This is a genomic window from Pseudomonas sp. 1121_17 (genome assembly GCF_052850745.1).
The window spans coordinates 91,679-116,329 of sequence record NZ_VXCX01000013.1; the positions used below are offsets into that span (position 1 = coordinate 91,679).

General features: G+C 63.4%; 25 protein-coding genes. 19 read left to right on the plus strand and 6 right to left on the minus strand.

Annotation, left to right across the window (positions count from 1 at the left end; all coding sequences use genetic code 11):
• Nucleotides 1-71: 71 nt before the first annotated feature.
• A complete protein-coding gene (gene exaC / locus FW789_RS20900) occupies nt 72-1,592 on the minus strand; it encodes an acetaldehyde dehydrogenase ExaC (RefSeq protein ID WP_101322283.1) in 1,521 nt (506 codons plus the stop codon).
• A gap of 268 nt (nt 1,593-1,860) precedes the next feature.
• Here exaC and FW789_RS20905 point away from each other — a divergent pair, with 268 nt between their 5' ends.
• From FW789_RS20905 to FW789_RS20920, 4 genes are all read left to right on the plus strand, one after another.
• Nucleotides 1,861-3,765, plus strand: a complete 1,905-nt coding sequence (locus FW789_RS20905) for a sigma-54-dependent Fis family transcriptional regulator (protein ID WP_340612385.1) — start codon at nt 1,861-1,863, stop codon at nt 3,763-3,765.
• 68 nt (nt 3,766-3,833) lie between these two features.
• A complete protein-coding gene (mpl, locus tag FW789_RS20910) occupies nt 3,834-5,183 on the plus strand; it encodes a UDP-N-acetylmuramate:L-alanyl-gamma-D-glutamyl-meso-diaminopimelate ligase (RefSeq protein ID WP_446431969.1) in 1,350 nt (449 codons plus the stop codon).
• Nucleotides 5,180-5,809, plus strand: a complete 630-nt coding sequence (gene ubiX, locus FW789_RS20915; RefSeq protein WP_101322280.1) for a flavin prenyltransferase UbiX — start codon at nt 5,180-5,182, stop codon at nt 5,807-5,809. Before mpl ends, ubiX begins: the two co-directional genes overlap by 4 nt.
• On the plus strand, nt 5,806-6,093 hold the full coding sequence (locus tag FW789_RS20920) for a YceK/YidQ family lipoprotein (RefSeq protein ID WP_103435119.1): 288 nt from the start codon (nt 5,806-5,808) through the stop codon (nt 6,091-6,093). Before ubiX ends, FW789_RS20920 begins: the two co-directional genes overlap by 4 nt.
• Nucleotides 6,094-6,174: 81 nt before the next feature.
• Here FW789_RS20920 and FW789_RS20925 read toward each other — a convergent pair whose 3' ends face one another.
• From FW789_RS20925 to FW789_RS20935, 3 genes are all read right to left on the minus strand, one after another.
• On the minus strand, nt 6,175-6,819 hold the full coding sequence (locus FW789_RS20925; protein WP_101322278.1) for an oxidoreductase: 645 nt from the start codon (nt 6,817-6,819) through the stop codon (nt 6,175-6,177).
• A gap of 26 nt (nt 6,820-6,845) precedes the next feature.
• Nucleotides 6,846-8,579 carry a C13 family peptidase gene (locus FW789_RS20930; RefSeq protein ID WP_446431970.1) on the minus strand — a complete coding sequence of 578 codons (1,734 nt, stop codon included), beginning with the start codon at nt 8,577-8,579 and terminating at the stop codon, nt 6,846-6,848.
• Nucleotides 8,580-8,682: 103 nt separating this feature from the next.
• Nucleotides 8,683-9,138, minus strand: coding sequence for a MaoC family dehydratase (locus tag FW789_RS20935; protein ID WP_101322276.1), 456 nt, complete (start codon nt 9,136-9,138; stop codon nt 8,683-8,685).
• A 146-nt stretch (nt 9,139-9,284) separates the two neighbouring features.
• On the opposite strand from FW789_RS20935, the gene FW789_RS20940 reads away from it, so the two are divergent.
• Genes FW789_RS20940 through FW789_RS20950 form a run of 3 tightly spaced genes read left to right on the plus strand, consistent with a single transcriptional unit; the run spans nt 9,285 to nt 10,957 of the window.
• Nucleotides 9,285-9,647 (plus strand): CidA/LrgA family protein, encoded by a 363-nt coding sequence (locus FW789_RS20940; protein WP_101322275.1) that lies wholly within the window; start codon nt 9,285-9,287, stop codon nt 9,645-9,647.
• Complete coding sequence (locus tag FW789_RS20945; protein ID WP_101322274.1) at nt 9,644-10,360, plus strand: LrgB family protein; 717 nt, start codon at nt 9,644-9,646, stop codon at nt 10,358-10,360. The genes FW789_RS20940 and FW789_RS20945 overlap by 4 nt, the downstream gene beginning before the upstream one ends.
• Nucleotides 10,361-10,369: 9 nt before the next feature.
• Nucleotides 10,370-10,957, plus strand: coding sequence for an LON peptidase substrate-binding domain-containing protein (locus FW789_RS20950; protein WP_103435117.1), 588 nt, complete (start codon nt 10,370-10,372; stop codon nt 10,955-10,957).
• A gap of 32 nt (nt 10,958-10,989) precedes the next feature.
• On the opposite strand, the gene FW789_RS20955 is transcribed toward FW789_RS20950, so the two are convergent.
• Nucleotides 10,990-12,306, minus strand: a complete 1,317-nt coding sequence (locus FW789_RS20955) for a bifunctional DedA family/phosphatase PAP2 family protein (protein WP_103435116.1) — start codon at nt 12,304-12,306, stop codon at nt 10,990-10,992.
• Nucleotides 12,307-12,309: 3 nt separating this feature from the next.
• On the minus strand, nt 12,310-13,002 hold the full coding sequence (locus tag FW789_RS20960; RefSeq protein WP_186701547.1) for a DNA-3-methyladenine glycosylase: 693 nt from the start codon (nt 13,000-13,002) through the stop codon (nt 12,310-12,312).
• Between the two features lie 274 nt (nt 13,003-13,276).
• Between FW789_RS20960 and FW789_RS20965 the strand changes: the two genes are divergently transcribed.
• The 12 genes from FW789_RS20965 (at nt 13,277) to lipA (ending at nt 24,633) form a co-directional block, all read left to right on the plus strand.
• Nucleotides 13,277-14,548: a glutamate-5-semialdehyde dehydrogenase gene (locus tag FW789_RS20965; protein ID WP_186701548.1), complete on the plus strand. Its 1,272-nt coding sequence runs from the start codon at nt 13,277-13,279 to the stop codon at nt 14,546-14,548.
• Nucleotides 14,517-15,209 (plus strand): nicotinate-nucleotide adenylyltransferase, encoded by a 693-nt coding sequence (gene nadD, locus FW789_RS20970; RefSeq protein WP_103435114.1) that lies wholly within the window; start codon nt 14,517-14,519, stop codon nt 15,207-15,209. The genes FW789_RS20965 and nadD overlap by 32 nt, the downstream gene beginning before the upstream one ends.
• A gap of 46 nt (nt 15,210-15,255) precedes the next feature.
• On the plus strand, nt 15,256-15,678 hold the full coding sequence (gene rsfS, locus FW789_RS20975) for a ribosome silencing factor (RefSeq protein WP_101322268.1): 423 nt from the start codon (nt 15,256-15,258) through the stop codon (nt 15,676-15,678).
• Nucleotides 15,679-15,687: 9 nt separating this feature from the next.
• Complete coding sequence (rlmH, locus tag FW789_RS20980) at nt 15,688-16,155, plus strand: 23S rRNA (pseudouridine(1915)-N(3))-methyltransferase RlmH (RefSeq protein WP_101322267.1); 468 nt, start codon at nt 15,688-15,690, stop codon at nt 16,153-16,155.
• A 17-nt stretch (nt 16,156-16,172) separates the two neighbouring features.
• On the plus strand, nt 16,173-18,062 hold the full coding sequence (mrdA, locus tag FW789_RS20985; RefSeq protein ID WP_103435112.1) for a penicillin-binding protein 2: 1,890 nt from the start codon (nt 16,173-16,175) through the stop codon (nt 18,060-18,062).
• Between the two features lie 38 nt (nt 18,063-18,100).
• The gene (gene rodA, locus FW789_RS20990) at nt 18,101-19,204 is read left to right on the plus strand and encodes a rod shape-determining protein RodA (protein ID WP_178080848.1); all 1,104 of its coding nucleotides are present in this window, start codon (nt 18,101-18,103) and stop codon (nt 19,202-19,204) included.
• A 17-nt stretch (nt 19,205-19,221) separates the two neighbouring features.
• Nucleotides 19,222-20,232: a lytic murein transglycosylase B gene (gene mltB / locus FW789_RS20995; RefSeq protein ID WP_103438657.1), complete on the plus strand. Its 1,011-nt coding sequence runs from the start codon at nt 19,222-19,224 to the stop codon at nt 20,230-20,232.
• Complete coding sequence (locus FW789_RS21000) at nt 20,232-21,239, plus strand: septal ring lytic transglycosylase RlpA family protein (RefSeq protein WP_186701549.1); 1,008 nt, start codon at nt 20,232-20,234, stop codon at nt 21,237-21,239. Before mltB ends, FW789_RS21000 begins: the two co-directional genes overlap by 1 nt.
• A gap of 217 nt (nt 21,240-21,456) precedes the next feature.
• Nucleotides 21,457-22,617 carry a D-alanyl-D-alanine carboxypeptidase family protein gene (locus FW789_RS21005; protein ID WP_101322263.1) on the plus strand — a complete coding sequence of 387 codons (1,161 nt, stop codon included), beginning with the start codon at nt 21,457-21,459 and terminating at the stop codon, nt 22,615-22,617.
• Nucleotides 22,618-22,691: 74 nt separating this feature from the next.
• A complete protein-coding gene (locus FW789_RS21010; protein WP_101322262.1) occupies nt 22,692-22,967 on the plus strand; it encodes a DUF493 domain-containing protein in 276 nt (91 codons plus the stop codon).
• Nucleotides 22,967-23,614, plus strand: coding sequence for a lipoyl(octanoyl) transferase LipB (gene lipB, locus FW789_RS21015; RefSeq protein WP_103435110.1), 648 nt, complete (start codon nt 22,967-22,969; stop codon nt 23,612-23,614). The genes FW789_RS21010 and lipB overlap by 1 nt, the downstream gene beginning before the upstream one ends.
• Nucleotides 23,615-23,616: 2 nt before the next feature.
• Nucleotides 23,617-24,633 carry a lipoyl synthase gene (lipA, locus tag FW789_RS21020; protein WP_101322260.1) on the plus strand — a complete coding sequence of 339 codons (1,017 nt, stop codon included), beginning with the start codon at nt 23,617-23,619 and terminating at the stop codon, nt 24,631-24,633.
• Nucleotides 24,634-24,651: the final 18 nt, after the last annotated feature.

Sequence of the window (24,651 nt, forward strand, 5' to 3'; positions counted from 1 at the left end):
TTGCTGCGCTGGCGCTGAGGTGTGGCGGAAGCGGCGTGGAGGCTGCAGGGCAGCCTCCGGCGCGGTCAAGCCTAGAAGAAGCCCAGCGGATTGATGTCGTAGCTCACCAGCAGGTTCTTGGTCTGCTGATAATGATCGAGCATCATCTTGTGCGTTTCGCGGCCAACCCCGGACTTTTTGTAGCCACCAAACGCGGCGTGCGCCGGGTACAGGTGATAGCAGTTGGTCCACACCCGGCCGGCTTTGATGCCACGGCCCATGCGGTAGGCGCGGTTGATGTCGCGGGTCCAGACCCCGGCGCCGAGGCCGAACTCGGTGTCGTTGGCAATCGCCAGCGCTTCAGCTTCGTCCTTGAAGGTGGTGACGCTGACCACCGGGCCGAAGATTTCTTCCTGGAACACGCGCATCTTGTTGTTGCCCTTGAGCAGGGTCGGCTGGATGTAATAGCCGGTGGCCAGGGCGCCTTCGAGTTTTTCCACCTTGCCGCCGCTGAGCAGCTCGGCGCCTTCGGCCTGGGCGATGTCCAGGTAGGAGAGAATCTTCTCGAACTGCTGTTGCGAGGCCTGGGCGCCGATCATGGTCTCGGTGTCCAGCGGGTCGCCACGCTTGATCTGCTTGACCTTGTTCAGCACCGCTTCCATGAACTGCGGATAGATCGACTCCTGGACCAGCGCCCGCGATGGGCAGGTGCACACTTCGCCTTGGTTGAAGAACGCCAGCACCATGCCCTCGGCGGCCTTGTCGATAAAGCTCGGCTCGGCCTGCATGACGTCTTCGAAGTAGATGTTCGGCGACTTGCCGCCCAATTCGACGGTGGACGGGATGATGTTCTCGGCAGCGCACTTCATGATGTGCGAACCCACCGGGGTCGAGCCGGTGAAGGCGATCTTGGCAATGCGTTTGCTGGTCGCCAGCGCTTCGCCGGCCTCACGGCCATAGCCCTGCACCACGTTGAGCACGCCAGGTGGCAGCAGGTCGCCGATCAGTTCGACCAGCACGGTGATGCCCAGCGGGGTTTGCTCGGCGGGCTTGAGCACCACGCAGTTGCCGGCAGCCAGGGCCGGGGCGAGCTTCCACGCGGCCATCAGGATCGGGAAGTTCCACGGGATGATCTGGCCGACCACGCCCAGCGGTTCGTGGATGTGATAGGCCACGGTGTTTTCATTGATTTCGGCAGCGCCGCCTTCCTGAGCACGAATGCAGCCCGCGAAGTAGCGGAAGTGGTCGACCGCCAGCGGGATGTCAGCGTTGAGGGTTTCGCGGATCGGCTTGCCGTTGTCCCAGGTTTCGGTGATGGCCAGCAGCTCGAGGTTCTGCTCGATACGGTCGGCAATCTTCAGCAGCACGTTGGAGCGATCCTGTACCGAAGTGCGGCCCCAGGCATCGGCAGCAGCGTGTGCGGCGTCCAGCGCTTTGTCGATGTCTTCGGCAGTCGAGCGCGGGAATTCAGCGATCAGCTTGCCGTTGACCGGCGAAGTGTTTTCGAAATATTGACCTTTGACCGGAGCTACGAACTCGCCACCGATGAAGTTGCCGTACTGACGCTTGAAGTTGACCTTGGCGCCGTCGGTACCGGGATGTGCGTAACGCATGGTGTCTCTCCTGGTTAGTTATGTTTGTTAGGGAGTTATCAAGCGTAGAGCAAAGGTCGGGCCAGCGCCTGCCAGGCCATGTAGATCAAGGGTTTGGCCCAGTGCTGCGAGCGTGAAGGCCAGTCGTTGTGCCAGCGCTGGCACGCGCTGGGTGACACTTTGTACCGTGGTCGGTACAGCCTGTGCCGGCCACGCCAGCGCACCATTGCAAAGGCTTCCCGGGTGGAGGATGCTGGCCACAGACTGTATCTGCGGAGTCCAACAACAAATGCAGAACACCACGTTCAGCCAGCATGCCCAGCAGGTCCTGACCGCCGCCCGCGGCGAAGGCAACGGCCCGGGCAGCGACCCTTCCATTGCCCGCTCGTGGCTGCGTTGCCTGGAGGACTACCACCTTGATCCTGCGCGCAGCCAGGCGCCAGTGGTGCTTGAGCATGGGCGCCTGCTGGAGACCCGCGAGCGCCTGCGCCAAGTGCTGCACATTGCCGACGGCGAGATGAACAGCCTGCACCAGCAGCTCTCTGGCGCCGGCCATGCGGTGCTGCTCACCGATGCCCACGGGGTGATCCTCAACTGCGTCACGGCGCCCACCGAGCGGCGCATCTTCGAGCGCGCCGGGCTGTGGCTGGGGGCGGACTGGAGCGAAGCCAGCGAGGGCACCAACGGCATCGGCACCTGCCTGGTCGAGCGCCAGGCGCTGACCATTCATCAGAACGAACACTTTCGTGGCCGCCACACCGGCCTGACCTGCTCGGCGAGCCCTGTGTTCGACCCGCACGGCGAACTGCTGGCGGTGCTCGACGTGTCCTCGGCGCGGGCCGACGTGTCGCGTCAGAGCCAGTTCCACACCATGGCGCTGGTCAACCTGTCGGCGAAGATGATCGAGAGTTGCTACTTCCTGCGCCACTACCAGCACCAATGGCTGCTACGTTTTCACCTGCAGGCAGAGTCGGTCGGGCTGTTCAGTGAAGGCTTGCTTGCCTTTGATGGCGATGGCCGAATCAGCGCGGCCAACCAGAGCGCGCTGAACCTGCTGGGCAGCATTCGCAGTAGCGTGCTGGGCAAACCGATCGACATGTTCTTTGCCTGCAACCTCGACGAGTTGCTCGGCCGCGCGACGCCGCAGGGCAGTACCGCCTGGCCCCTGCACACCCGCGATGGTCGTCAGGTCTATGCCAGCCTGCGCGGGCAGGCACCGGTAGCGGCCTGGGCCGTGCCCGTCGCGCAGCCCTTGCCGGTGGTGACGCCAGCAGCGCAGATCTGCCTGCTCGACCCGGCCCTGCAAACCGACTTTGGCCGCGCCCTGCGTGTGTTCGAGCGCGATGTGCCATTGCTGCTGCGTGGTGAAACCGGCTGCGGTAAGGAGGCTTTTGCCCAGGCGGTGCACCAGGCCAGCCAGCGCCGGCACAAGCCGTTTGTGGCGATCAACTGCGCGTCGATCCCCGAGAGCCTGATCGAGAGCGAGCTATTCGGTTATCGCGGCGGCAGCTTTACCGGCGCGCGCAAGGAAGGCATGCGCGGCAAGCTGCTCCAGGCGGATGGCGGCACCTTGCTGCTGGACGAGATCGGTGACATGCCGCTGGCCTTGCAGACGCGCCTGCTGCGCGTGCTGGAAGAACGCCAGGTAGTGCCCATCGGCGGCGAGGCGCAGGCCGTAGATGTGCGCATCATCAGCGCCACTCACCGCGATCTGCTCGAGCGGGTCGAGCAGGGCAGTTTCCGCGAAGACCTCTACTACCGCCTCAATGGCCTCGAAGTGCCCTTGCCAGCAGTACGCGAGCGCAGCGACAAGGGCCAGTTGCTCGACTTCATCCTGGGGCAGGAGGCCGATGGCCAGCCGCTCGAGCTGGAGCCTGCGGCGCGCGAGGCGCTGCTGGCCTTCGCCTGGCCCGGTAACGTGCGCCAGCTGCGCAACGTGCTGCGTACGCTGGTGGCGCTGTGTGACGATCGGCGCATCGGTCTGACTGACCTGCCGGCGATCATCACCCGCACCGCTCCGGCAACGGCTAATGCCAGCGTGGCCGCGCCGTTGGCCGATGCCGAGCGCGAAGCACTGTTGGCCACCCTTGAACAACTGCGCTGGCACCTGACCCATGTCGCCAGCCACCTGGGCATCAGTCGCAACACCCTGTATCGCAAACTGCGCAAACACGGCATCACCCGAGTCAGTTGAAGCTGAATCAGCGGGTGCGAATTGGCGCGCCCTGGGCTACCCTGCCTCGACGTTTTGCGAGGTCGATCATGCACATTCATATTCTCGGTATTTGCGGTACTTTCATGGGCTCCCTGGCCGTGCTGGCGAAAGAGCTCGGCCATCGGGTCACCGGCTCCGATGCCAATGTCTATCCGCCGATGAGCACCCAGCTCGAAGCCCAGGGCATCGAGCTGATCCAGGGCTATGACCCGGCGCAGCTGGAGCCAGCCCCTGATCTGGTGGTGATCGGCAACGCCATGTCGCGTGGCAACCCGGCAGTCGAATATGTGCTGAACAAAGGCCTGCCGTATGTTTCCGGCCCGCAGTGGCTGGCCGATCATGTGCTGCAAGGGCGCTGGGTCCTGGCTGTCGCCGGCACCCATGGCAAGACCACCACCAGCAGCATGCTCGCCTGGGTGCTGGAGCATGCGGGCATGAGCCCGGGCTTCCTCATTGGTGGCGTGCCGCAGAACTTCTCGGTGTCGGCGCGTCTCGGCGATACGCCGTTCTTCGTGATCGAAGCCGACGAATACGACAGCGCCTTCTTCGACAAGCGCTCGAAGTTCGTCCATTACCACCCGCGTACCGCGATCCTCAACAACCTTGAGTTCGATCACGCTGATATCTTCCCCGACCTGGCCGCCATCGAGCGTCAGTTCCATCATCTGGTTCGGACCATTCCGAGTGAAGGGCTGATCATTCATCCGACCACCGAGCAAGCCCTGGAGCGGGTGATCGGTATGGGCTGCTGGACGCCGGTGCAGACCACCGGTGCTGGCGGGCAGTGGCAAGCGCGCCTGCTCAGCGCCGACGGCTCGCAGTTTGAAGTGCTGTTCGAAGGCGTGGTGCAGGGCACCGTCAATTGGCCAATGACTGGCCAGCACAACGTTGCCAATGCCCTCGCGACGCTGGCTGCGGCGCGTCATGTCGGCGTCGTCCCAGCGATGGCCATCGACGGACTGAATGCCTTCAAGAGCGTCAAACGGCGCATGGAAAAGGTTGCTGAAGTACAGGGCGTGACCATCTACGATGACTTCGCTCATCACCCGACCGCAATTGCCACCACCCTCGACGGCCTGCGCAAGCAGGTCGGTGAGGCGCCGGTGATTGCCGTGATCGAACCCCGTTCCAATTCGATGAAGCTCGGCGCGCACCGCGACGGCCTGCCCGAGAGCGTCAACGATGCCGACCAGGTGATCTGGTACGCCCCGGCCAACCTCGGTTGGGATCTCGCCGCGACTGCCGCGCAGTGCAAGGTGCCGGCGATTGTCGCCGACAGCCTCGAGGCTATCATCGAGCGGGTCAAGGGCCAGGCGCGCCCCGGTACCCATGTGGTGATCATGAGCAACGGCGGCTTCGGCGGCCTGCACGGCAAGCTGGCCGAGGCCTTGAAGTGAACGGCCCGCAGCGCATTACCCTGGCCATGACCGGCGCCTCCGGCGCGCAATACGGCCTGCGTCTGCTCGATTGCCTGGTACGGGAAGACCGCGAGGTGCACTTTTTGATCTCGAAGGCCGCGCAACTGGTAATGGCCACCGAGACCGATGTGCAACTGCCGCCCAAGGCGCAGGCGATGCAGACCTTCCTAACCGAATACACCGGCGCTGCCGCAGGGCAGATTCGTGTCTACGGCAAGGAAGACTGGATGTCTCCCGTGGCGTCAGGCTCCGGCGCGCCTGCGGCCATGGTCGTGGTGCCGTGCTCGACCGGGAGCTTGTCGGCGATTGCCACAGGTGCCTGCAACAACCTGATCGAGCGTGCCGCCGACGTCACTTTGAAGGAGCGCCGCCAGCTGATTCTGGTGCCGCGTGAGGCGCCGTTCTCGACCATTCACCTGGAGAACATGCTCAAGCTGTCGCAGATGGGCGCGGTGATTCTGCCTGCAGCGCCTGGGTTCTACCATCAGCCGCAGACCATCGATGATCTGGTCGACTTTGTCGTCGCGCGGATTCTCAACCTGCTGAACATCCCTCAGGACATGCTGCCGCGCTGGGGCGAGCATCACTACGGAGTGGATGATTGAGGCGGGCTCTGCTGGCCTTGCTGATCGCTACTTCGCTGGGCGGCTGCGCCACCGTGCGTACGCTGGATGCGAACAAACCTGGGGCGCCGGTGGTATACGCCGGCGCCCGTCTGGATTGGTATGTGATCAATGGGGGCTGCTGCCCGGCGGATCGCTTTGGTGCACAACCACCGGCTTATCCAGCGCTGGACCTGCCCGGCAGCGCGCTGCTCGATACCCTGTTGCTGCCGCTGTCGTTGCTGACTGCGCTGGGCGTGGGCTTCAATGCATCAGGTGGGCTGTGAGATTGCCGAGGTAGTCTCTCGTGCCGGTCAATCAAAGTTGAACTGCTTATTTTGGGGCCGCAAGGCGGCCCCCGCCACTGCTTAGTTTTTACCCAGTTTGCGCAGTTCGTCCGACTCGATCACGCGGATACCGTCTTCTTCTTCCAGCGCCAGGCGCCACAGTGCCCGGGCCAGGGTGCACGCCTCGATGCCGCCGTACTTGCCAGGCAGCAGCCGGGCAATCGGCGCGGCCAGGCGCTCGGCGAGGCGCGGTTCAATCCGCTCACCGAGCAACAGCGATGGCCGCACAATGGTCAGCTGGGGCCAGTCCTGTGCTTTCAGCGCCTCCTCCATTTCGCCCTTGACCCGGTTGTAGAACACCGACGACTTCGGATCTGCACCAATGGCGCTGACCACCAGCAGATGGCGTGCACCCATTTCCCGCGCACGTTTGCTGAAGGCCACCACCATGTCCAGATCGACAGCGCGAAACGCCGACTCCGAGCCCGCCTGCTTGATGGTAGTGCCCAGGCAGCAGAAGGCGATATCGACCCGGCCGCCCAATTGCGGCAAAAACACCGCAGGGTCGCCGACCGGGTTTTCCAGGTGTGGGTGCTCTGCCAGCGGCCGGCGCGTCGGCGCCAGCACGCGGCTGATGGTGGGTTCATTGAGCAGCCGGTCAAGCAGGTGTTCACCTGTCAGGCCAGTAGCGCCGGCGATCAGGACATGCTGAGGCGTCAAGTACATGATGTCTCTCCCTTGTTACACACAGCTTAGCGCTTGGCAGGTGGTTTTGCCTGCGGCGGTACGGCTGTCTGAGCTTCATTGCGCAAGGCTTCTTCGGCCTGCTGCTGGCGCAGCCGTTGCCAGTGTGCCAGTACTGCGGGCGGCGCCCACAGCTGCGGTTCAGAGGCCTCGAAACCTTCCCTACGTTCCCGTTCGGCAACGCTGGCGCGCGCCAGTTCAAACGCCTGTTTCAAATCGTCGGTCTGGTTCAGGGCTTCAGCGAACAGGGCGTCGCCGAAATAGGTGAAGTCGGCCTCTTCCGAACAGCCGAACGACACCCGGTCCGGGCGCGCGGCGGTCATGATCAGGGTCCGCTCATCCTTCAGCGGCGGGATATAACCGCCGGAGTAGCAGGCCGAGATCACCACCACCTTGTCGCGGTCTTTGAGCGGCGCGAGGGCGCTGGCCAGCTCATCGGCGGAGAGATCGGCCAATTGCAGGCGCGGCTGGTCGAGCACCAGCTGGTGGTCGGCGCTGCCGTGGCTGGTCAGGTAGATGAAGATCAGGTCTTCCGGGCCGCTGCGCTCAGCCAGGGTGGAGGCGGCGCGGGTGAGGTTCTGGCGGGTGGCCATCGGCCGATCGGCCAGGTGATCGCGGTGGTTGACCAGGGTGATCTGGCCGCTGGCACCAAAGCGCACCTTGAGCATGTTGCTGACATAGTCGGCTTCACGCATGAATACGCTTTGCTGGCCATCGCCGGCCAGCACCAGGCTGTACAGCTGGATCGGCGCCTTGGATGGCGGCACCTGGGTCAGCGCGTCCTTGAGCAGCTTGCCCTGATTGAGCAGGGCCAGGTCGAGCGGGTCGGGCAACAGCTTGCTCTGTTCGTCGCGCACACGCACGCCCTTGACCCAATAGCCGCCCTCGATGCGGCCGTCGGCCTGGATCAGGCGGCCATGGCCCTGGTAGGCGTCGTCGGCAAAACCGCCGATGTACTGGCTGCCGTCCGCCAGCTGCAGGCGGCCTTCGCCCGAGAACCGCCAGTTGCGAAAGCCGCCCTTGTAGCGGCTGCCATCGCTGCCCAGCAGCTCGCCCTGGCCGTCAAGCGAGCCATCGCTGAACTCACCGATCCAGACGTCGCCGTCGGCGTTTTCGAAGCGGCCGCGGCCTTGCAGGCGGTTGTCCTTGAACTCGCCGATGTATTGCTCGCCATCGGCGCTGTCGTAGGTGCCGCTGCCTTGCAGCTGGCCATCGACGAAGTAGCCACTGAACTGATTGCCGCTGGCATCGCTGCGCACCCCGGCGCCGTTCGGCTGGCCCTTGGCAAACAGGCCCTGATACTGGCTGCCGTCAGTGAGTTTGAGCTCGCCGGCGCCGTGGTACTGGTCGTCCTTGAACTGGCCACGGTAGACCTGATCGTTCTGCTTGAGGGTGCCTTCACCGTCGCGCCGGCCATGCTTGAAGGTACCTGAATAATGGCTGCCGGGCGTGGTCAGCTCGCCCAGGCCCTCGAACAGGCCGCTGGCGAACTGGCCGCGGTAGACCTCGCCGTTGCTGCCATGCCATTCGCCCTGGCCGTGCCACTGGCCATTGTCGAAGGTGCCGGCGTACCAACTGCCATTGGGGTAGTCGATGCGGCCCTCGCCCTGCAGCAGGCCATTGACCACCTGGCCACGGTAGCGGCCACCGTCAGGCAGGCGGGCGTCTGGCGGCGACAGTGGTTCGCCGTCGCCACAGGCAGCGAGCAGAACGGTGAGGGCGAGGGGCAGCAGTGCACGCATGGCGGATCTCGGCGATAGATGTGCCGAGTATGCCGCACAATGCGTGAGCTGAGACAGTGCCCCGCCAGCAATCGCAGGGCCGCGTGGCAGCCCCGTCAGCGGCTCAGACGAAACACAGGGTCAACGGCTCGGCGATATAGGCCGGCTTGTCTTCGCCTTCGATTTCCAGGGTAGCGAGGATCTTCAGCAGCCACTGGCCAGGCTTTTTCTCGGTCGCCTCCTTCAGCTCGACCTTGAGACGGACATTGCTGTCGACCTTGACTGGCTGGATAAAGCGCACGCTGTCCAGGCCATAGTTGACGATCATCTTCATGCCCTCGGGCAGCACGAGGATGTCTTCCATCAGCTTGGGGATCAGCGACAGGGTCAGAAAGCCATGGGCGATGGTGCTGCCGAACGGAGTCTTGCTGGCTTGTTCCGGGTCGACGTGGATGAACTGGAAATCGCCAGTGGCTTCGGCGAACAGGTTGATGCGTTGCTGATCGATGGTCAGCCAGGCGGAACGTCCCAGTTCCTTACCAACGTACTGCGAAAGCGCTGCAACAGGTACATAGGGCATCGTGACTCTCCAGGTTGTCGTGTCTGCTCAAGTGGTACGCGCGTGCAAGATCATCATGTTGGCAGCGCGCGGTCAAGCAACCATGTGCTGGCCACGCGCCCGGCCACGCGTGTTTATAATGGCCGCCATGCCCCAAGGAGAAGCTTATGCTGTTGCGTGGATTGACCTGGCTGGTGTTGTTTCAGTTGCTGGGTACGGCACTCAATCACCTGCTGGTGCCGATTCTGCCTGGGCCGATCATCGGCCTGTTGCTGCTGCTGGTATTTCTCATCGCCCGCGGCGAAGTCGGCAAACCGTTGAACGAAGCGGCCTCCAGCCTGTTGCGTTACCTGCCGTTGCTGCTGGTGCCGCCTGCGGTTGGGGTGATGGTCTATGCCAAAGACATTGCTGCTGACTTCTGGGCCATCGTCGGCGCGCTGGTGCTGTCTTGCCTGCTGACCCTGGTATTCGTCGGCGTCTTGATGCAGAAGCTGATCCAGCGCCAGAGCAAGCCGGAGGAGCACCCATGATCCTCGATTGGCAAGGCGCACTGGATGCCGTAGTGCACCATCCGCTGTTTGGCATCGGCATCACCCTGGGTGCTTACCAGTTGGTGCTGGCGGCCTTCGAGAAGACCCGCTGGATCTTTTTACAGCCGGTGCTGGTCTCGATGGTGGTGGTGATCACTATCCTGCTGCTGTGCGGCATCGATTACAGCGAGTACCGCAAGAGCACCGAGATCATGAATATCCTGCTCGGCCCGGCCACGGTCGCGCTGGCGGTGCCGCTGTATCTGAACCTGCGGCGGATTCGCCAGTTGTTCTGGCCTACCTTTACTACGCTGGTAATCGGAGGGGTGTTCGCCACCGGTGCCTGTGTGCTGCTGGGTTGGTGGTTTGGTGCCGAGCACATGATCCTGATGACCATGGCGCCCAAGTCGGTGACCTCGCCGATTGCCATGCTGGTGGCCGAGCAGATCGGCGGCGTGGCCGCGCTAGCGGCGGTGTTCGTGTTGATCACCGGGGTGATCGGGGCGATTTTCGGCCCGGCGCTGCTCAGCCGCTGTGGCGTGCACAGCGCTGAGGCGCGGGGGATGTCGTTGGGGATTACCGCACATGCGGTAGGCACCTCGGTGGCCCTGCAGGAAAGTGACGAATGCGGCGCCTTTGCGGCGCTGGCGATGAGTTTGATGGGTGTGGCCACGGCGGTATTCCTGCCGTTGGCGGTTAGCCTGGTGGCTTGAGGATTGAACATGACGCTACCGCTGTTTCCGCTCAACACCGTGCTGTTTCCCGGGTGCATGCTCGATCTGCAGATCTTCGAGGCGCGGTACCTGGACATGATCGGCCGCTGCATGAAGCAGGGCGCTGGCTTTGGCGTGGTGTGCATCCTCGAGGGCGAGCAGGTCGGCAAGGCGCCAATGGGCGTTGCGCCGATTGGCTGCGAAGCGCTGATCCGCGACTTCGAACAGCAGGACAACGGCCTGCTCGGGATTCGCGTCGAGGGCGTGCGCCGCTTCGAAGTCGGCCAGACCAACGTGCAGAAGGACCAACTGCTCCTGGCCGAGGTGAACTGGCTGGCCGACAACGCCGACAGCGCGTTGAGCGAGGAAGATGATGACCTGGTGGCGCTGCTGCTGGCCCTGGGTGAGCATCCAATGGTCGCGGCGCTGGACATGCCGCGCGCCGAGGGGCGCCAGGCGTTGGCCAACCAGTTGGCCTACCTGCTGCCGTTTATCGAAGAAGACAAGCTCGAACTGCTGGCGATCGACTCGCCGCAGCAGCGCCTGGCCGCGATTCAATCGCTGCTCGAGCGCATGCAAGGCGAGCTGTTTGCCTGATCAGGAGCGCCTGGCCAGGCGCTCCTTCACACTCAGTACTGATAGCGCAGCAGTGCGTGGGGCAGGGCGTACAGGGCAAAAAACGCCAGCAATGCCACGCACGCCGGGAGGATCAGCCACCATACCCGCAGCGGTAGCGCCGTCAAAGGCTGGCGCCACTGCACCAGGGTCAGGCTGAGGGCGCAGATACAGCAGGCCAGCAGGGCCCCGGCAAGGATATCGGTCGGCCAGTGCGCGCCCAGGTAGACTCGCGACAGGGCAATCGACAGCGCCGGGATACAGCCGAGCATGATCCAGGTCAGGCGCATCCGCGGCGGTTGCCCGCGACCGGCCAGTACTGCCATCACCAGAAAGAACGCAAACGAGGCCGAACTGTGCCCGCTGGGCATGCTGTAAGTGGTCAGCGGGTCGCTGAGCACTTCTGGTCGAGCTCGGGCAAACAGCCATTTCAGTGTGCCATTGGCAATCGCGGTGCCCATCAGGGCGCTGCCGGCGAACACCGCATGGCGCCATTGCCGGGCCAGCAACAGCAGGCCGGTCAGCAAGCCGCCAAGGAACAGCTGAGTGCGGAAGTCGCCCAGGCGAGTGACGATCACCACGATGCCGTCGAACGCCTGGCTGCGGTGCTCCTGCACCATGGTCATCACGCCCTGATCGAACTCATGCAGGAACGGCCAGCCGAGAAACACCCCGGCCAGCGCCAGAAAACTCATCCCGGCGATCAGCCGGGTCCCGTGGCGCTGGTCGCGAATGCTGCTGCTCAGGCTCAGGCCGATCAACACGGCCAAGGTGCCGGCGATGATCCCTGCATCCAGCCAGAAGCCTTCCGGCAGCGGCAAACGCATCGCCGCGCCGGTCGCCCAGCCAGGCAGCAGATAAGCCACCGACCAGCCCGCGCCGGCCACCAGGCTCACCGCAATGAAGCGCGGCAACGGCATGTCGAACATGCCAGCGACCATCGGCAGCATCGGCCGCAACGGGCCGATAAAGCGCCCGACCAGCAGGCTGGCGATGCCATAGCGCTGGAAGTAGGTCTCGGCGCGGCCGATCCACTCCGGGTGATGACGGATCAGCGGCAAACGCCGGATGTTCTGGTGGAAATACTTGCCGATGGCATAGGACATGGCGTCCCCGAGCAGACCGCCGGCAAAGCCCAGCAGCAGCGTTTCGCCCAGGGTGAATGCGCCACTGCCGGCCAGCACGGCGACGGCAAACAGTAATACCGTGCCCGGCACGATGATCCCGGCAATCGCCAGGCATTCGACACAGGCCACCACGAAGATTGCCACGCCAAGCCATTGTGGATTGGCGCTGAGCCAGCCGGTCAGGCTGTCGAGCCATTGGCCCATGGGTCAGCTTCCTTGTACGAGAGTTGAGTAGTCCCGGCCTTCGACTTGGCCCCGACGCAGCGGGTTCCGTGTGCAAAAACGGGCGAATTGGGCATCGACGAAGCGGTACGGCAGGTGCTCGTCGCGGCCATGGGGGATTCCCAGACGAGCACACTGGATGATCTGCGGCACTGCCAGCGCACAGTCCTCGACATACAGCGCCTGCGGATCGAAGCGCTGGCCGTCCCACTGCGGCACCTTCAGGCCCAGTGCGCGACAGAGCAGGGTCTGCCCGGCACAAAGGCGCTCGGGCGGGCGCAGCTGGCCGCTGGCATCGGGGTTGTTCAATTGCATCCGGGCCAGGCTGTTGGCGTCCGAGAGCGCGTCGGTGAACGGGTAGGCTGACTTGATCAGTACCGCATTGCCCGGGCCGTGGGCGCTGAAGTTCAGCGAGTCGCCGCCGCGGGCGTAGTACATATAGATGTGCCCGCCGTCGAGAAACAGAGCCTTGCGCTTTTCGGTATAGCCCAGCGAGGCGTGGCTGCCCTTGTCGGTCAGGTAATAGGCTTCGGTTTCGATGATCCGCGCAGCCAGCCACAGGTCGCCCTGACGGTGGCGAATGACTTTGCCCAGCAGCGCCTTGGCCAAGGTTTGGGCATCACGGTCGAAAAAGCTGTCTGGCAGGGCGCGGGCCGGGCAGGGGGTTGGGTCTGGCATGCTGGCTGTTCGTGATTGAGTGGCGCGATCATAGCAATTAATCGCTTAATCGAGGCTGAACGCTGCTGCAGATGGCTGCTTGCCGGCGCGAACCGCTGGCGCCCAGCAACCACGGGGCTTTCAGGCCTCGCACGTAGCATTTTGGTCAAGCCAGGTTACATCTTTCCTGTCTATTAACCGCGTCATCTTCTACCATCCGCCACCCGCCGCTGGGCGTACTGGTGCCCGCCAGTTATAATCAGCCGATTTCCCCTTTCGCCAAGACACCGAGCCCATGACTGAGTCCGTTCTTGACTACATGACCCGCCTGGGTCGCGCTGCCCGCCAGGCCTCGCGCGTGATCGCCCGCGCCAGCACCGCACAGAAGAACCGTGCCTTGCAGGCTGCTGCCGATGCGCTGGACGCCGCCCGCGCCGAGCTCACTGCCGCCAATGAGCAGGACCTCGCCAATGGCCGCAGCAATGGTCTGGAAGCGGCGCTGCTCGATCGTTTGGCGCTGACTCCTGCACGTATCGACGGCATGATCACCGGCCTGCGCCAGGTGGCCAGCCTGCCCGATCCAGTAGGCGCCGTGCGTGACATGAGCTACCGCCCGTCGGGCATTCAGGTCGGCAAGATGCGCGTGCCGCTGGGCGTGATCGGGATCATCTACGAGTCGCGGCCGAACGTGACCATCGATGCTGCCAGCCTGTGCCTGAAGTCGGGTAACGCGACCATTCTGCGTGGCGGCTCCGAGGCGATTCATTCCAATCGCGCGATTGCCACCTGCATCCAGCGCGGCCTGGCTGCCGCAGGTTTGCCAGCGGCAGTGGTGCAGGTTGTGGAAACCACCGACCGTGAAGCGGTCGGTGCACTGATCAGCATGCCCGAGTTCGTCGACGTGATCGTCCCGCGTGGCGGCCGTGGCCTGATCGAGCGGATCAGCCGCGATGCCCGCGTGCCGGTGATCAAGCACCTCGATGGCATCTGCCATGTGTACATCGACGCGCACGCCGACCTCGACAAGGGCTGGCGCGTTGCTTTCAACGCCAAGACTTACCGCTACGGTATCTGCGGCGCCATGGAGACCTTGCTGGTCGACCAGGCCATTGCTGCAGACTTCCTGCCGGAAATGGCCCTGCGCTTCCAGGAACACGGCGTCGAGCTGCGCGGCTGTGAGCGTACCCGGGCGATCATCCAGGCAGCACCTGCCAGCGAAGACGACTGGCACACCGAATACCTCGACGCGATCCTGTCGATTCGCGTGGTCGATGGCCTCGAGCAGGCCATCGAGCACATCAATCACTACGGCTCGCACCACACCGACTCGATCATTACCGAACACCAGGGTCAGGCCCGGCGCTTCATCGCCGAGGTCGACTCGGCGTCGGTCATGCTCAACACCCCGACCTGCTTTGCCGACGGCTTCGAGTATGGCCTGGGTGCCGAGATCGGTATTTCAACCGACAAGCTGCATGCGCGCGGTCCGGTCGGCCTCGAAGGCCTGACCTGCGAAAAATACGTAGTGATTGGCGATGGCCAGCTGCGCGGCCAGGAGCCGAGCTGAGTTGAATCAGGCCCCTGCAGTGCGGCGCGTCGGCATTTTCGGCGGTACCTTCGACCCGGTTCATATCGGCCACCTGCGCAGTGCGCTGGAGGTGACCGAGCTGATGGGCCTGGACGAGCTGCGCCTGCTGCCCAACGCCCGCCCGCCGCACCGCGACACGCCACAAGTAGACGCTCAGGCGCGGCTGGCGATGGTGCAGAGCGCGGTCAGCGGGGTTGAGTGCCTGAGCGTCGATGCGCGCGAGCTGGGCCGTGACAAACCGTCGTATACCATCGACAGCCTGGAATCGATCCGGGCCGAGCTGGGCGGCGATGACCAGTTGTTTCTGGTTCTGGGCTGGGACGCGTTCTGCGGCCTGCCGGGCTGGCACCGCTGGGAAGAATTGCTCCAACATTGCCACATCCTGGTGCTGCAACGCCCGGATGCGGATGTCGAACCACCAGACGAGCTGCGCAATCTGCTGGCTGCGCGCTCGCAAAGCGATCCCACTGCCATGTCCGGCCCGGCGGGTCACATTTCGTTCGTCTGGCAGACCCCGCTTGCGGTGTCGGCCACGCAAATCCGACAGCTGCTGGCCAGCGGCAAGTCGGTACGGTTTCTGGTGCCGGATGCAGTACTGGCCTACATAGAGGCGCACGATCTGTATCGTGGGTCCAACTGAGGGCGCCGTTGGGGCGCCTCATTCAAAACGAGTTGAACGAGTAACTATGAAGAAGCAAAACGACATCACTGCCGAAGAACTGGTCGAAGTGGCCAAGGAAGCGCTGGGAGAGGTCAAGGCCCTGGATATCCAGGTGATCGACGTGCGTGACAAGCACAGCCTGACCGACTACATGATCATCGCTACCGGTACCTCCAATCGCCAGATCAACGCGATGCTGGACAAGGTTCGCGAGCTGGTCAAAGCCAAGGGCGTCATGCCGCTGGGCGAAGAAGGCAAAGGCGAAAGCGATTGGGTGCTGCTCGACCTGAACGACGTCATCGTGCACATGATGACCGCCGCTGCGCGTCAGTTCTACGACCTCGAGCGCCTGTGGATGGGTGCAGAGCAGAGCCGTGCTGCCGATGGCAAGCACCACAGCTCCGAGAACGGCGCCAACGAGTACTTCGACAAGCTCAACAAGCAATAAGGAAGCGCCGTGCGTCTGCGATTGATCGCGGTCGGCTCGCGCATGCCCAAGTGGGTCGAGGAAGGCTGGCATGAATATGCCAAGCGCCTCCCTGCTGAGTTGCCGCTCGAGCTGGTGGAAATCCCGCTGAACACCCGGGGCAAGAACGCCGACGTGGCTCGCCTGATCCGTCAGGAGGGGGAGGCCATGCTGGCCAAGGTTCAGCCCGGCGAACGCATCGTCACCCTCGAAGTCCACGGCAAACCGTGGAGCACCGAGCAGTTGGCGGTCGAGCTGGATCGCTGGCGCCTGGATGCGCGGACGGTGAATTTGATGGTGGGTGGGCCGGAAGGCCTGGCGCCTGAGGTGTGTGCGCGCAGCGAACAGCGCTGGTCGCTGTCGCCGCTGACCTTGCCGCACCCGTTGGTAAGGATACTGATCGGCGAACAGATCTACCGCGCCTGGACCGTGTTGTCCGGGCATCCCTACCACAAATGAGCCTGTAAGCCCGCCCGATGTCGCAGCCGATCCGCCTCAAAGACCACGAGAAAGACGCCCGTCTGGTGCGCAACCGCGTCGTGGTCGGCGCTGTGGCGATCATGTTGTTGGTGTGCGTGCTGATTGCTCGGCTGTACTACCTGCAGGTCATCCAGTACGACTATCACTCGACGCTGTCGGAGAACAACCGGGTGCATGTGCAGCCGATCCCGCCGACCCGCGGGCTGATCTTCGACCGCAACGGGGTGATCATCGCCGACAACCGGCCCAGCTTCAGCCTGACCATGACCCGCGAACGCGCCGGCAAATGGCCAGAGGTGCTGGACGCCATCGTCGAGGTGCTGGGGCTCACAGCGGACGACCGTGCCCTGTTCGAGAAGCGCATGAAGCAGGGCCGGCGGCCATTCGAGCCCGTGCCGATCCTGTTCGAGCTCAGCGAAGACCAGATCGCCCGGATCGCGGTCAACCAGTTCCGTTTGCCGGGCGTGGAAGTGGCCGCGCAGCTGGTCAGGCATTACCCGCAGGGTGCGCACTTTGCCCACTCGGTCGGTTATGTCGGGCGGATCAACGAGAAAGAGCTGAAGACCCTTGATCCGGTCAACTACAGCGGTACCCACCATATCGGCAAGACCGGCGTCGAGCGCTTCTATGAAGATGCCCTGCACGGTCAGGTCGGTTACGAGGAGGTCGAGACCAACGCCCGCGGCCGCGTGTTGCGCGTGCTCAAGCGGACCGACCCGATCCCCGGCAAGGACATCGTGCTGGGCCTGGACATCAAGCTGCAGGAAGCCGCCGAGTTGGCTCTGGGTGGGCGGCGTGGCGCGATCGTGGCGCTTGACCCGCGCTCGGGTGAGGTACTGGCGATGGTCAGCCAGCCAAGCTTCGACCCCAACCTGTTCGTCACCGGCATTGGCTTTCAGGCCTACGCCGACCTGCGCGATTCGATCGACCGGCCGCTGTTCAACCGGGTCCTGCGCGGGCTGTATCCACCAGGTTCGACGATCAAGCCCGCAGTGGCCATCGCCGGCCTCGACAGCGGTGTAGTGACGGCCGGCAGCCGGGTGTTCGACCCGGGCTATTACCAGTTGCCCAACTACGACCACAAATATCGGAACTGGAACCGCACCGGTGACGGCTGGGTTGATCTTGACCTGGCGATCATGCGTTCCAACGACACCTACTTCTACGATCTTGCGCACAAGATGGGCATCGATCGCCTGTCGACCTACATGAACAAGTTCGGCCTCGGCCAGCGCGTGTCGCTGGACATGTTCGAGGAGTCCTCCGGGTTGATGCCGACCCGTCAGTGGAAGCGCGCCACCCGCCGCCAGGCGTGGTTCCCGGGCGAAACGCTGATCCTCGGCATCGGCCAGGGCTACATGCAGACCACGCCGTTGCAGATGGCCCAGGCTACCGCGCTGATCGCCAGCAAGGGCAAGTGGTTCCGCCCGCATCTGGCCAAGACCATCGAGGGCCAGCCGCCGGTCGACGAAAACCCGATCGAGGACATCGTCCTGCGTGACCCGTCCGATTGGGCCAAGGTCACCCACGGCATGGAGCAGGTGATGCACAACGCCCGCGGCACCGCCCGCGCGGCTGCCACCGGCGCGCAGTACCGCATCGCCGGCAAGAGCGGTACTGCTCAGGTGGTCGCGATCAAGCAGGGCGAGAAGTATGACCGCAACAAAGTCCAGGAGCGTCACCGTGACCACGCCCTGTTCGTCGGTTTCGCCCCGGCTGACGATCCGAAGATTGTCGTCTCGGTGATGATCGAGAACGGCGAGGCTGGTGGCCGCGTGGCGGCGCCGGTGATGCGCCAGATCATGGACGCCTGGCTGCTCGACGCCAACGGCCAGTTGAAAACCGAGTTCGCTCCCGCCACCGTCGCTCAGGAAAAGGCCCAGTGATTAACAATTTTGATCGCATGCTCTCCAGTGAAGACGTCATGCGTCGGCGTGCGAGCTTTCTTCAGCGCATCCACATCGACGGCCCACTGCTGATCATTCTGCTGACCCTCGCCGCCGGCAGCCTGTTCGTGCTGTATTCGGCCAGCGGCAAGAACTGGGACCTGCTGAGCAAGCAGGCGACCTCGTTCGGCATCGGCCTGGTCTCGATGTTCATCATTGCCCAGCTCGAGCCACGCTTCATGGCCCGCTGGGTGCCGCTGGCGTACCTGACCGGGGTGTTGCTGCTGGTGGTGGTCGACGTCATGGGTCACAACGCCATGGGCGCCACGCGCTGGATCAACATCCCCGGGGTGATCCGCTTCCAGCCTTCGGAATTCATGAAGATCATCATGCCGGCAACCCTGGCCTGGTACCTGTCCAAGCGCACCTTGCCGCCTGATCTCAAGCATGTGGCGATCAGCCTGGTGCTGATCGGCGTGCCGTTCATTCTTATCGTGCGCCAGCCGGACCTGGGTACTGCGCTGCTGATTCTGGCTTCCGGCGCGTTCGTGCTGTTCATGGGTGGCCTGCGCTGGCGCTGGATCATCAGTGTTATCGCCGCGGCAGTGCCGGTGGCGGTGGCGATGTGGTTCTTTGTCATGCACGACTACCAGAAGCAGCGTGTGCTGACCTTCCTCGATCCTGAGAGCGACCCGCTCGGCACCGGCTGGAACATCATCCAGTCCAAGGCCGCGATCGGCTCTGGCGGGGTATTCGGCAAGGGCTGGTTGCTCGGTACGCAGTCGCACCTGGACTTTTTGCCGGAGAGCCACACCGACTTCATCATCGCCGTGCTCGGCGAGGAATTCGGCCTGGTCGGCATCTGCATGCTGCTGATCGTTTATCTGCTGTTGATCGGCCGCGGCCTGGTCATCACCGCGCAGGCGCAGACCCTGTTCGGCAAGCTGCTCGCGGGCAGCCTGACGATGACCTTCTTTGTTTATGTGTTCGTCAATATTGGTATGGTCAGTGGCTTGCTCCCGGTGGTGGGGGTGCCGCTGCCCTTCATTAGCTATGGCGGAACTTCGTTGGTGACGCTGCTGTCAGCGTTTGGCGTTCTGATGTCGATCCACACCCACCGCAAATGGATCGCGCAAGTTTGAATAAGGTGAACAATTTCATGCAAGCAGTGCGTAGCTGGGCGGCCCGTTGGGCGCCGTGGATCGGCGCAATGGGCCTGCTCGGCGCAGTCCAGCAGGCCAGTGCCGGCGACTACGACGGCTCGCCGCAGGTGGCCGAGTTTGTCGGCGAGATGACCCGCGACCACGGCTTTGCCGGCGAACAGCTGATGGGCGTGTTCCGCGAGGTGCAGCGCAAGCAGTCGATTCTTGACGCGATTTCGCGTCCGGCAGAGCGGGTCAAGCCGTGGAAAGAATACCGGCCGATGTTCCTCACCGAGGCGCGCATCGCCCGCGGTGTCGACTTCTGGCGCCAGCACGAGGCAACCCTGGCGCGTGCCGAGCAGGAATACGGCGTACCGGCCCAGGTGATCGTGGCGATCATTGGCGTGGAAACCTTCTTTGGTCGCAACACCGGCAACTACCGGGTGATCGATGCCCTGTCGACGCTGGGTTTCGACTACCCGCCGCGGGCTGAATTCTTCCGCAAGGAGCTGCGCGAGTACCTGCTGCTGGCCCGTGAAGAACAGCTCGACCCGCTGACCCTGAAAGGCTCGTATGCCGGCGCCATGGGCCTGCCGCAATTTATGCCGAGCAGCTTTCGCGCCTACGCAGTGGACTTCGACGGTGACGGCCATATCAATATCTGGAACAACCCGGATGACGCCATCGGCAGTGTCGCCAGCTACTTCAAGCGCCACGGCTGGGTTGCCGGGGAGGGCGTAGTCAGCCGCGCTCAGGTGCGCGGCGAGCGTGCCGACGAAGGGCTGACCAGCGGCATCGAGCCGGTCAAGACCGTCGCCGAATTGCGCGCATTGGGCTGGTCGAGCAATGATGCGCTGCGCGATGATCTGCCGGTCACCGCCTTCAAACTGGAAGGCGACAACGGCCCTGAATACTGGATGGGCCAGAAGAACTTTTATGCGATCACGCGTTACAACCGCAGTGTGATGTACGCCATGGCCGTGCATCAGCTTTCGCAACAGCTGGTCATTGCACGGGGCGTCAAGTAATGCGCGGATTGTTTACTACTCATTCCTTCAAACTGCTGACCTGCATCGCCGTCAGTGCGGTCCTGGTCAGCTGCTCATCGAGCCGGCCTGCACCCAAGAGCAGCGGTGCGGGTGGCAACGTCATCCGCTCGCAGCCGGGCCTGGACATCAACCGCGCGCATAAAGACGGCGCGCCGTGGTGGGATGTCGACGTCAACAAGATCCCCGACGCCACCCCGACCGTGCACACCGGCAACTACAAGGCCAACCCGTACACGGTGCTGGGCAAGACTTATTACCCGATCCAGGAATCGCGCAACTACCGTGCCGAGGGTACTGCCTCGTGGTACGGCACCAAGTTCCACGGTCAGAACACCGCCAACGGCGAGGTCTATGACCTGTACGGCATGAGCGCGGCGCACAAGACCCTGCCGTTGCCGGCCTACGTCAAGGTGACCAACCTCGACAACCAGCGCAGCGTGATCCTGCGGGTCAACGACCGCGGCCCGTTCTATTCGGACCGGATCATCGACCTGTCGTACGCTGCCGCCAAGAAACTCGGTTACGCCGAAACCGGCACCGCGCGGGTGCGCGTTGAAGGCATCGACCCGCAGCAGTGGTGGGCCCAACGCGGCCAGCAGGCGCCGTTGGTGCTGAAAGAGCCGCAGGTCGCGCAGACGCAGCCGCTGCCCGCCAGCACCGGCAAGGTCGAGCAGTGGACACCGCCAGCGCAGCAGCATGCCGCTGCCGTGGTGCCGGTGCAGATCGCCAGCAACAGCGTGCCGAGAGACAGCGGCGGCATGTTCCTCCAGGTCGGCGCCTTCGCCAACCCGGATGCCGCCGAGCTGCTGCGCTCGAAACTGAGCACCATGGTCAGCGCGCCGGTGTTCATCAGCTCGATCGTGCGTAACCAGCAGACCCTGCACCGCGTGCGCCTGGGGCCGATGAGCAGCCAGGGTGAAGTGCAGCAGACTCAAGACAGCGTGCGTTTGGCCAATCTCGGCCAGGCCAAGCTGGTCACCGACTGAACGCGGAACTCACGGCGCCCGCTGCGGCCTGAAGTGGGCGCCGGGCTGTCCGTTTTGTCATGAATTGCCCGGCGCGGCCATGTACAATGGCCGTTTTTGCCCCGCCAGGCCCTGCGCCAGGCTCCTGGGCTGCCACGCAGCTCACATAACTAGACTGACTGGGCGTTGGGCTTCGAGCCCACGGAACATCAGACCATTAGCGATTTTCGAGAGACGGATGAACATCACCAACCTTGCCAAACGACTTTGCCTGCCTGTCCTGCTGATGATCACCCCTGCTGCCTTTGCAGCAGAGCAGATGATGCCAGCCCCACCACAGCTGGCAGCCAAGTCCTACGTACTCATGGACGCGTCCAGCGGCAACGTGCTGGTCGAAAACAACGGTGACGAGCGCCTGCCGCCAGCCAGCCTGACCAAGCTGATGACCGCCTACATCGCCACCCTCGATATTCGTCGTGGCCAGATCGGCGAGAACGACCCGGTTACCGTCAGTGAAAACGCCTGGCGTACCGGCGGTTCACGGATGTTCATCAAGGTTGGCAGCCAGGTCACCGTCAGCGACCTGCTGCACGGCATCATCATCCAGTCGGGCAACGATGCCTCGGTCGCTCTGTCCGAACACATCGCCGGCAGCGAAGATGCCTTCGCCGACATGATGAACAAGACTGCTGCCGATCTGGGCATGAGCAACAGCCACTTCATGAACCCGACCGGTCTGCCGCACCCCGAGCATTACTCGTCGGCCCACGACATGGCCCTGCTGGCTCGCGCGATCATCAACGAAGACCCGGCTCACTATGCGATCTACTCGCAGAAAGAATTCTTCTGGAACAACATCAAGCAGCCCAACCGCAACCTGCTGCTGTGGCGTGACAAGACCGTCGATGGCCTGAAAACCGGCCACACCGACGAAGCCGGCTACTGCATGGTCGCCTCCGCAGTCCGTGATGGCCAGCGCCTGATCGCCGTGGTGTTCGGTACCAACAGCGAGCAATCGCGTGCCGCCGAAACGCAAAAGCTGCTGACCTATGGCTTCCGCTTCTTCGAAACCCAGACCTTCTACCAGAAGGGCACCGAGCTGACTCAGGCGCCGGTATGGAAAGGCGCGACCAACCAGGTCAAGGCCGGTCTGGCCAACGACCTGACCATGACCATGCCTAAAGGCCAATTGAAGCGCCTGGCCGCCTCGATGACCATGAACCCACAGCTGACCGCGCCCATCGCCAAAGGTGACGTGATCGGTAAAGTCGAAGTCAAACTTGACGAGAAAGTGGTTCACAGCGCCGACCTGATCGCCCTCGACGGCGTTGAGGAAGGTGGTATCTTGCGCCGTATGTGGGATAGCATTCGTCTATTCTTCTACGGGTTGTTCAACTGATAACGTGACCTGCCACGCTCCCGCCAAATCGGCGGGAGCGTTGTTGTTGCCACGGCTTACGAGGCCGTTTCCGCATGAGCGAAGCTGACGTCAAGTCGCACAAAATCGAATTCCCCTGTGCTGATTACCCAATCAAGGTGATCGGCGATACCGTGGTCAATTTCAAGAACACGGTCATCGAGATTTTGAAGAAACACGCTGAGGTCGACATGTCGACCCTGGCCGAGCGCCAGAGCAAGGAAGGCAAGTACACCACCGTGCAATTGCACATCGTGGCGACCAGCGAAGACCAGTTGCACGATATCAACAGCGCCCTGCGTGCTACCGGCATTGTGAAAATGGTGCTCTGATGCCGGCCAGCCTCGGTATCCGCGAGCTTGGCCTGCAGCCCTATGAACCGGTGCTGGAGGCCATGCGGCGTTTTACCGAGCAGCGCGGTGCCGACAGCCTGGACGAAGTCTGGCTGGTCGAGCACCCGCCGGTGTTCACCCAGGGACAGGCCGGCAAGGCCGAGCACCTGCTGGTGCCGGGTGATATCCCGGTGGTGCAGAGCGACCGCGGTGGCCAGGTGACCTACCATGGCCCCGGGCAATTGGTGGCTTACCTGTTACTTGATGTGCGCCGGCTTGGTTTTGGCGTGCGTGAACTGGTTACCAGGATCGAAAACAGCCTGATCGATCTGCTGGCCAGTTATGACGTTGTGGCGGCGGCCAAGGCCGATGCGCCCGGAGTCTATGTTGACGGGGCCAAGATCGCCTCGCTCGGCTTGCGAATCCGCAACGGCCGTACCTTTCACGGCCTTGCTCTGAACGTGGACATGGACCTTGCGCCATTCCGCCGAATCAATCCCTGCGGCTATGCGGGGCTGGCGATGACCCAGCTGCGTGATCTGGCAGGTCCGATCGAACTCACCGAGGTCAGGACAAGGCTGCGTGGACAGCTGGTCAAGCACCTCGACTATGCTGAGCAGACGACCCTTACGGGCGGAATCGACTGAATATGACAACTGTGCAAGAAGCCGTGCCGAACCTGATCACCACCCATGACGTGACCCCGCGCCCGGCGCCGAAGAAGGTCGAAGCCGGGGTCAAGCTGCGTGGCGCCGACAAGGTCGCGCGCATCCCGGTAAAGATCATCCCAACCGACGAGCTGCCGAAGAAACCTGACTGGATCCGCGTGCGTATCCCGGTTTCGCCGGAAGTCGACCGTATCAAGCAACTGCTGCGCAAGCACAAGCTGCACAGTGTCTGCGAAGAAGCCTCGTGCCCGAACCTGGGTGAATGCTTCTCGGGTGGTACCGCCACCTTCATGATCATGGGTGACATCTGCACCCGTCGTTGTCCGTTCTGTGACGTCGGCCATGGCCGGCCGAAAGCACTGGATGCCGACGAGCCGATGAACCTTGCCGTGGCTATCGCCGACCTGCGTCTGAAGTACGTGGTGATCACCTCGGTAGACCGCGACGACCTGCGTGACGGCGGTGCCCAGCACTTCGCCGACTGCATTCGCGAGATCCGCAAGCTGTCCCCGGGCGTGCAGCTCGAGACCCTGGTGCCGGACTACCGCGGGCGCATGGACGTGGCCCTGGCGATCACCGCTCAAGAGCCGCCAGATGTGTTCAACCACAACCTGGAAACGGTACCGCGCCTGTACAAGGCCGCGCGTCCGGGTTCGGACTACGACTGGTCGCTGGACCTGCTGCAGAAGTTCAAGCAACTGGTGCCGCACGTACCGACCAAGTCTGGCCTGATGCTCGGCCTAGGCGAAACCGACGAAGAAGTGATCGAAGTGATGCAGCGCATGCGCGAGCATGACATCGACATGCTGACCCTCGGCCAGTACCTGCAGCCATCGCGCAGCCACTTGCCGGTGCAGCGCTTCGTGCACCCGGACACCTTTGCCTGGTTCGCTGAAGAAGGCCACAAGATGGGCTTCAAGAACGTCGCCTCCGGGCCGCTGGTGCGTTCCTCGTACCACGCTGACCAGCAGGCGCACGAAGCCAAGATCAAGCTGTAAGCTGATCCGCTGGGCCAA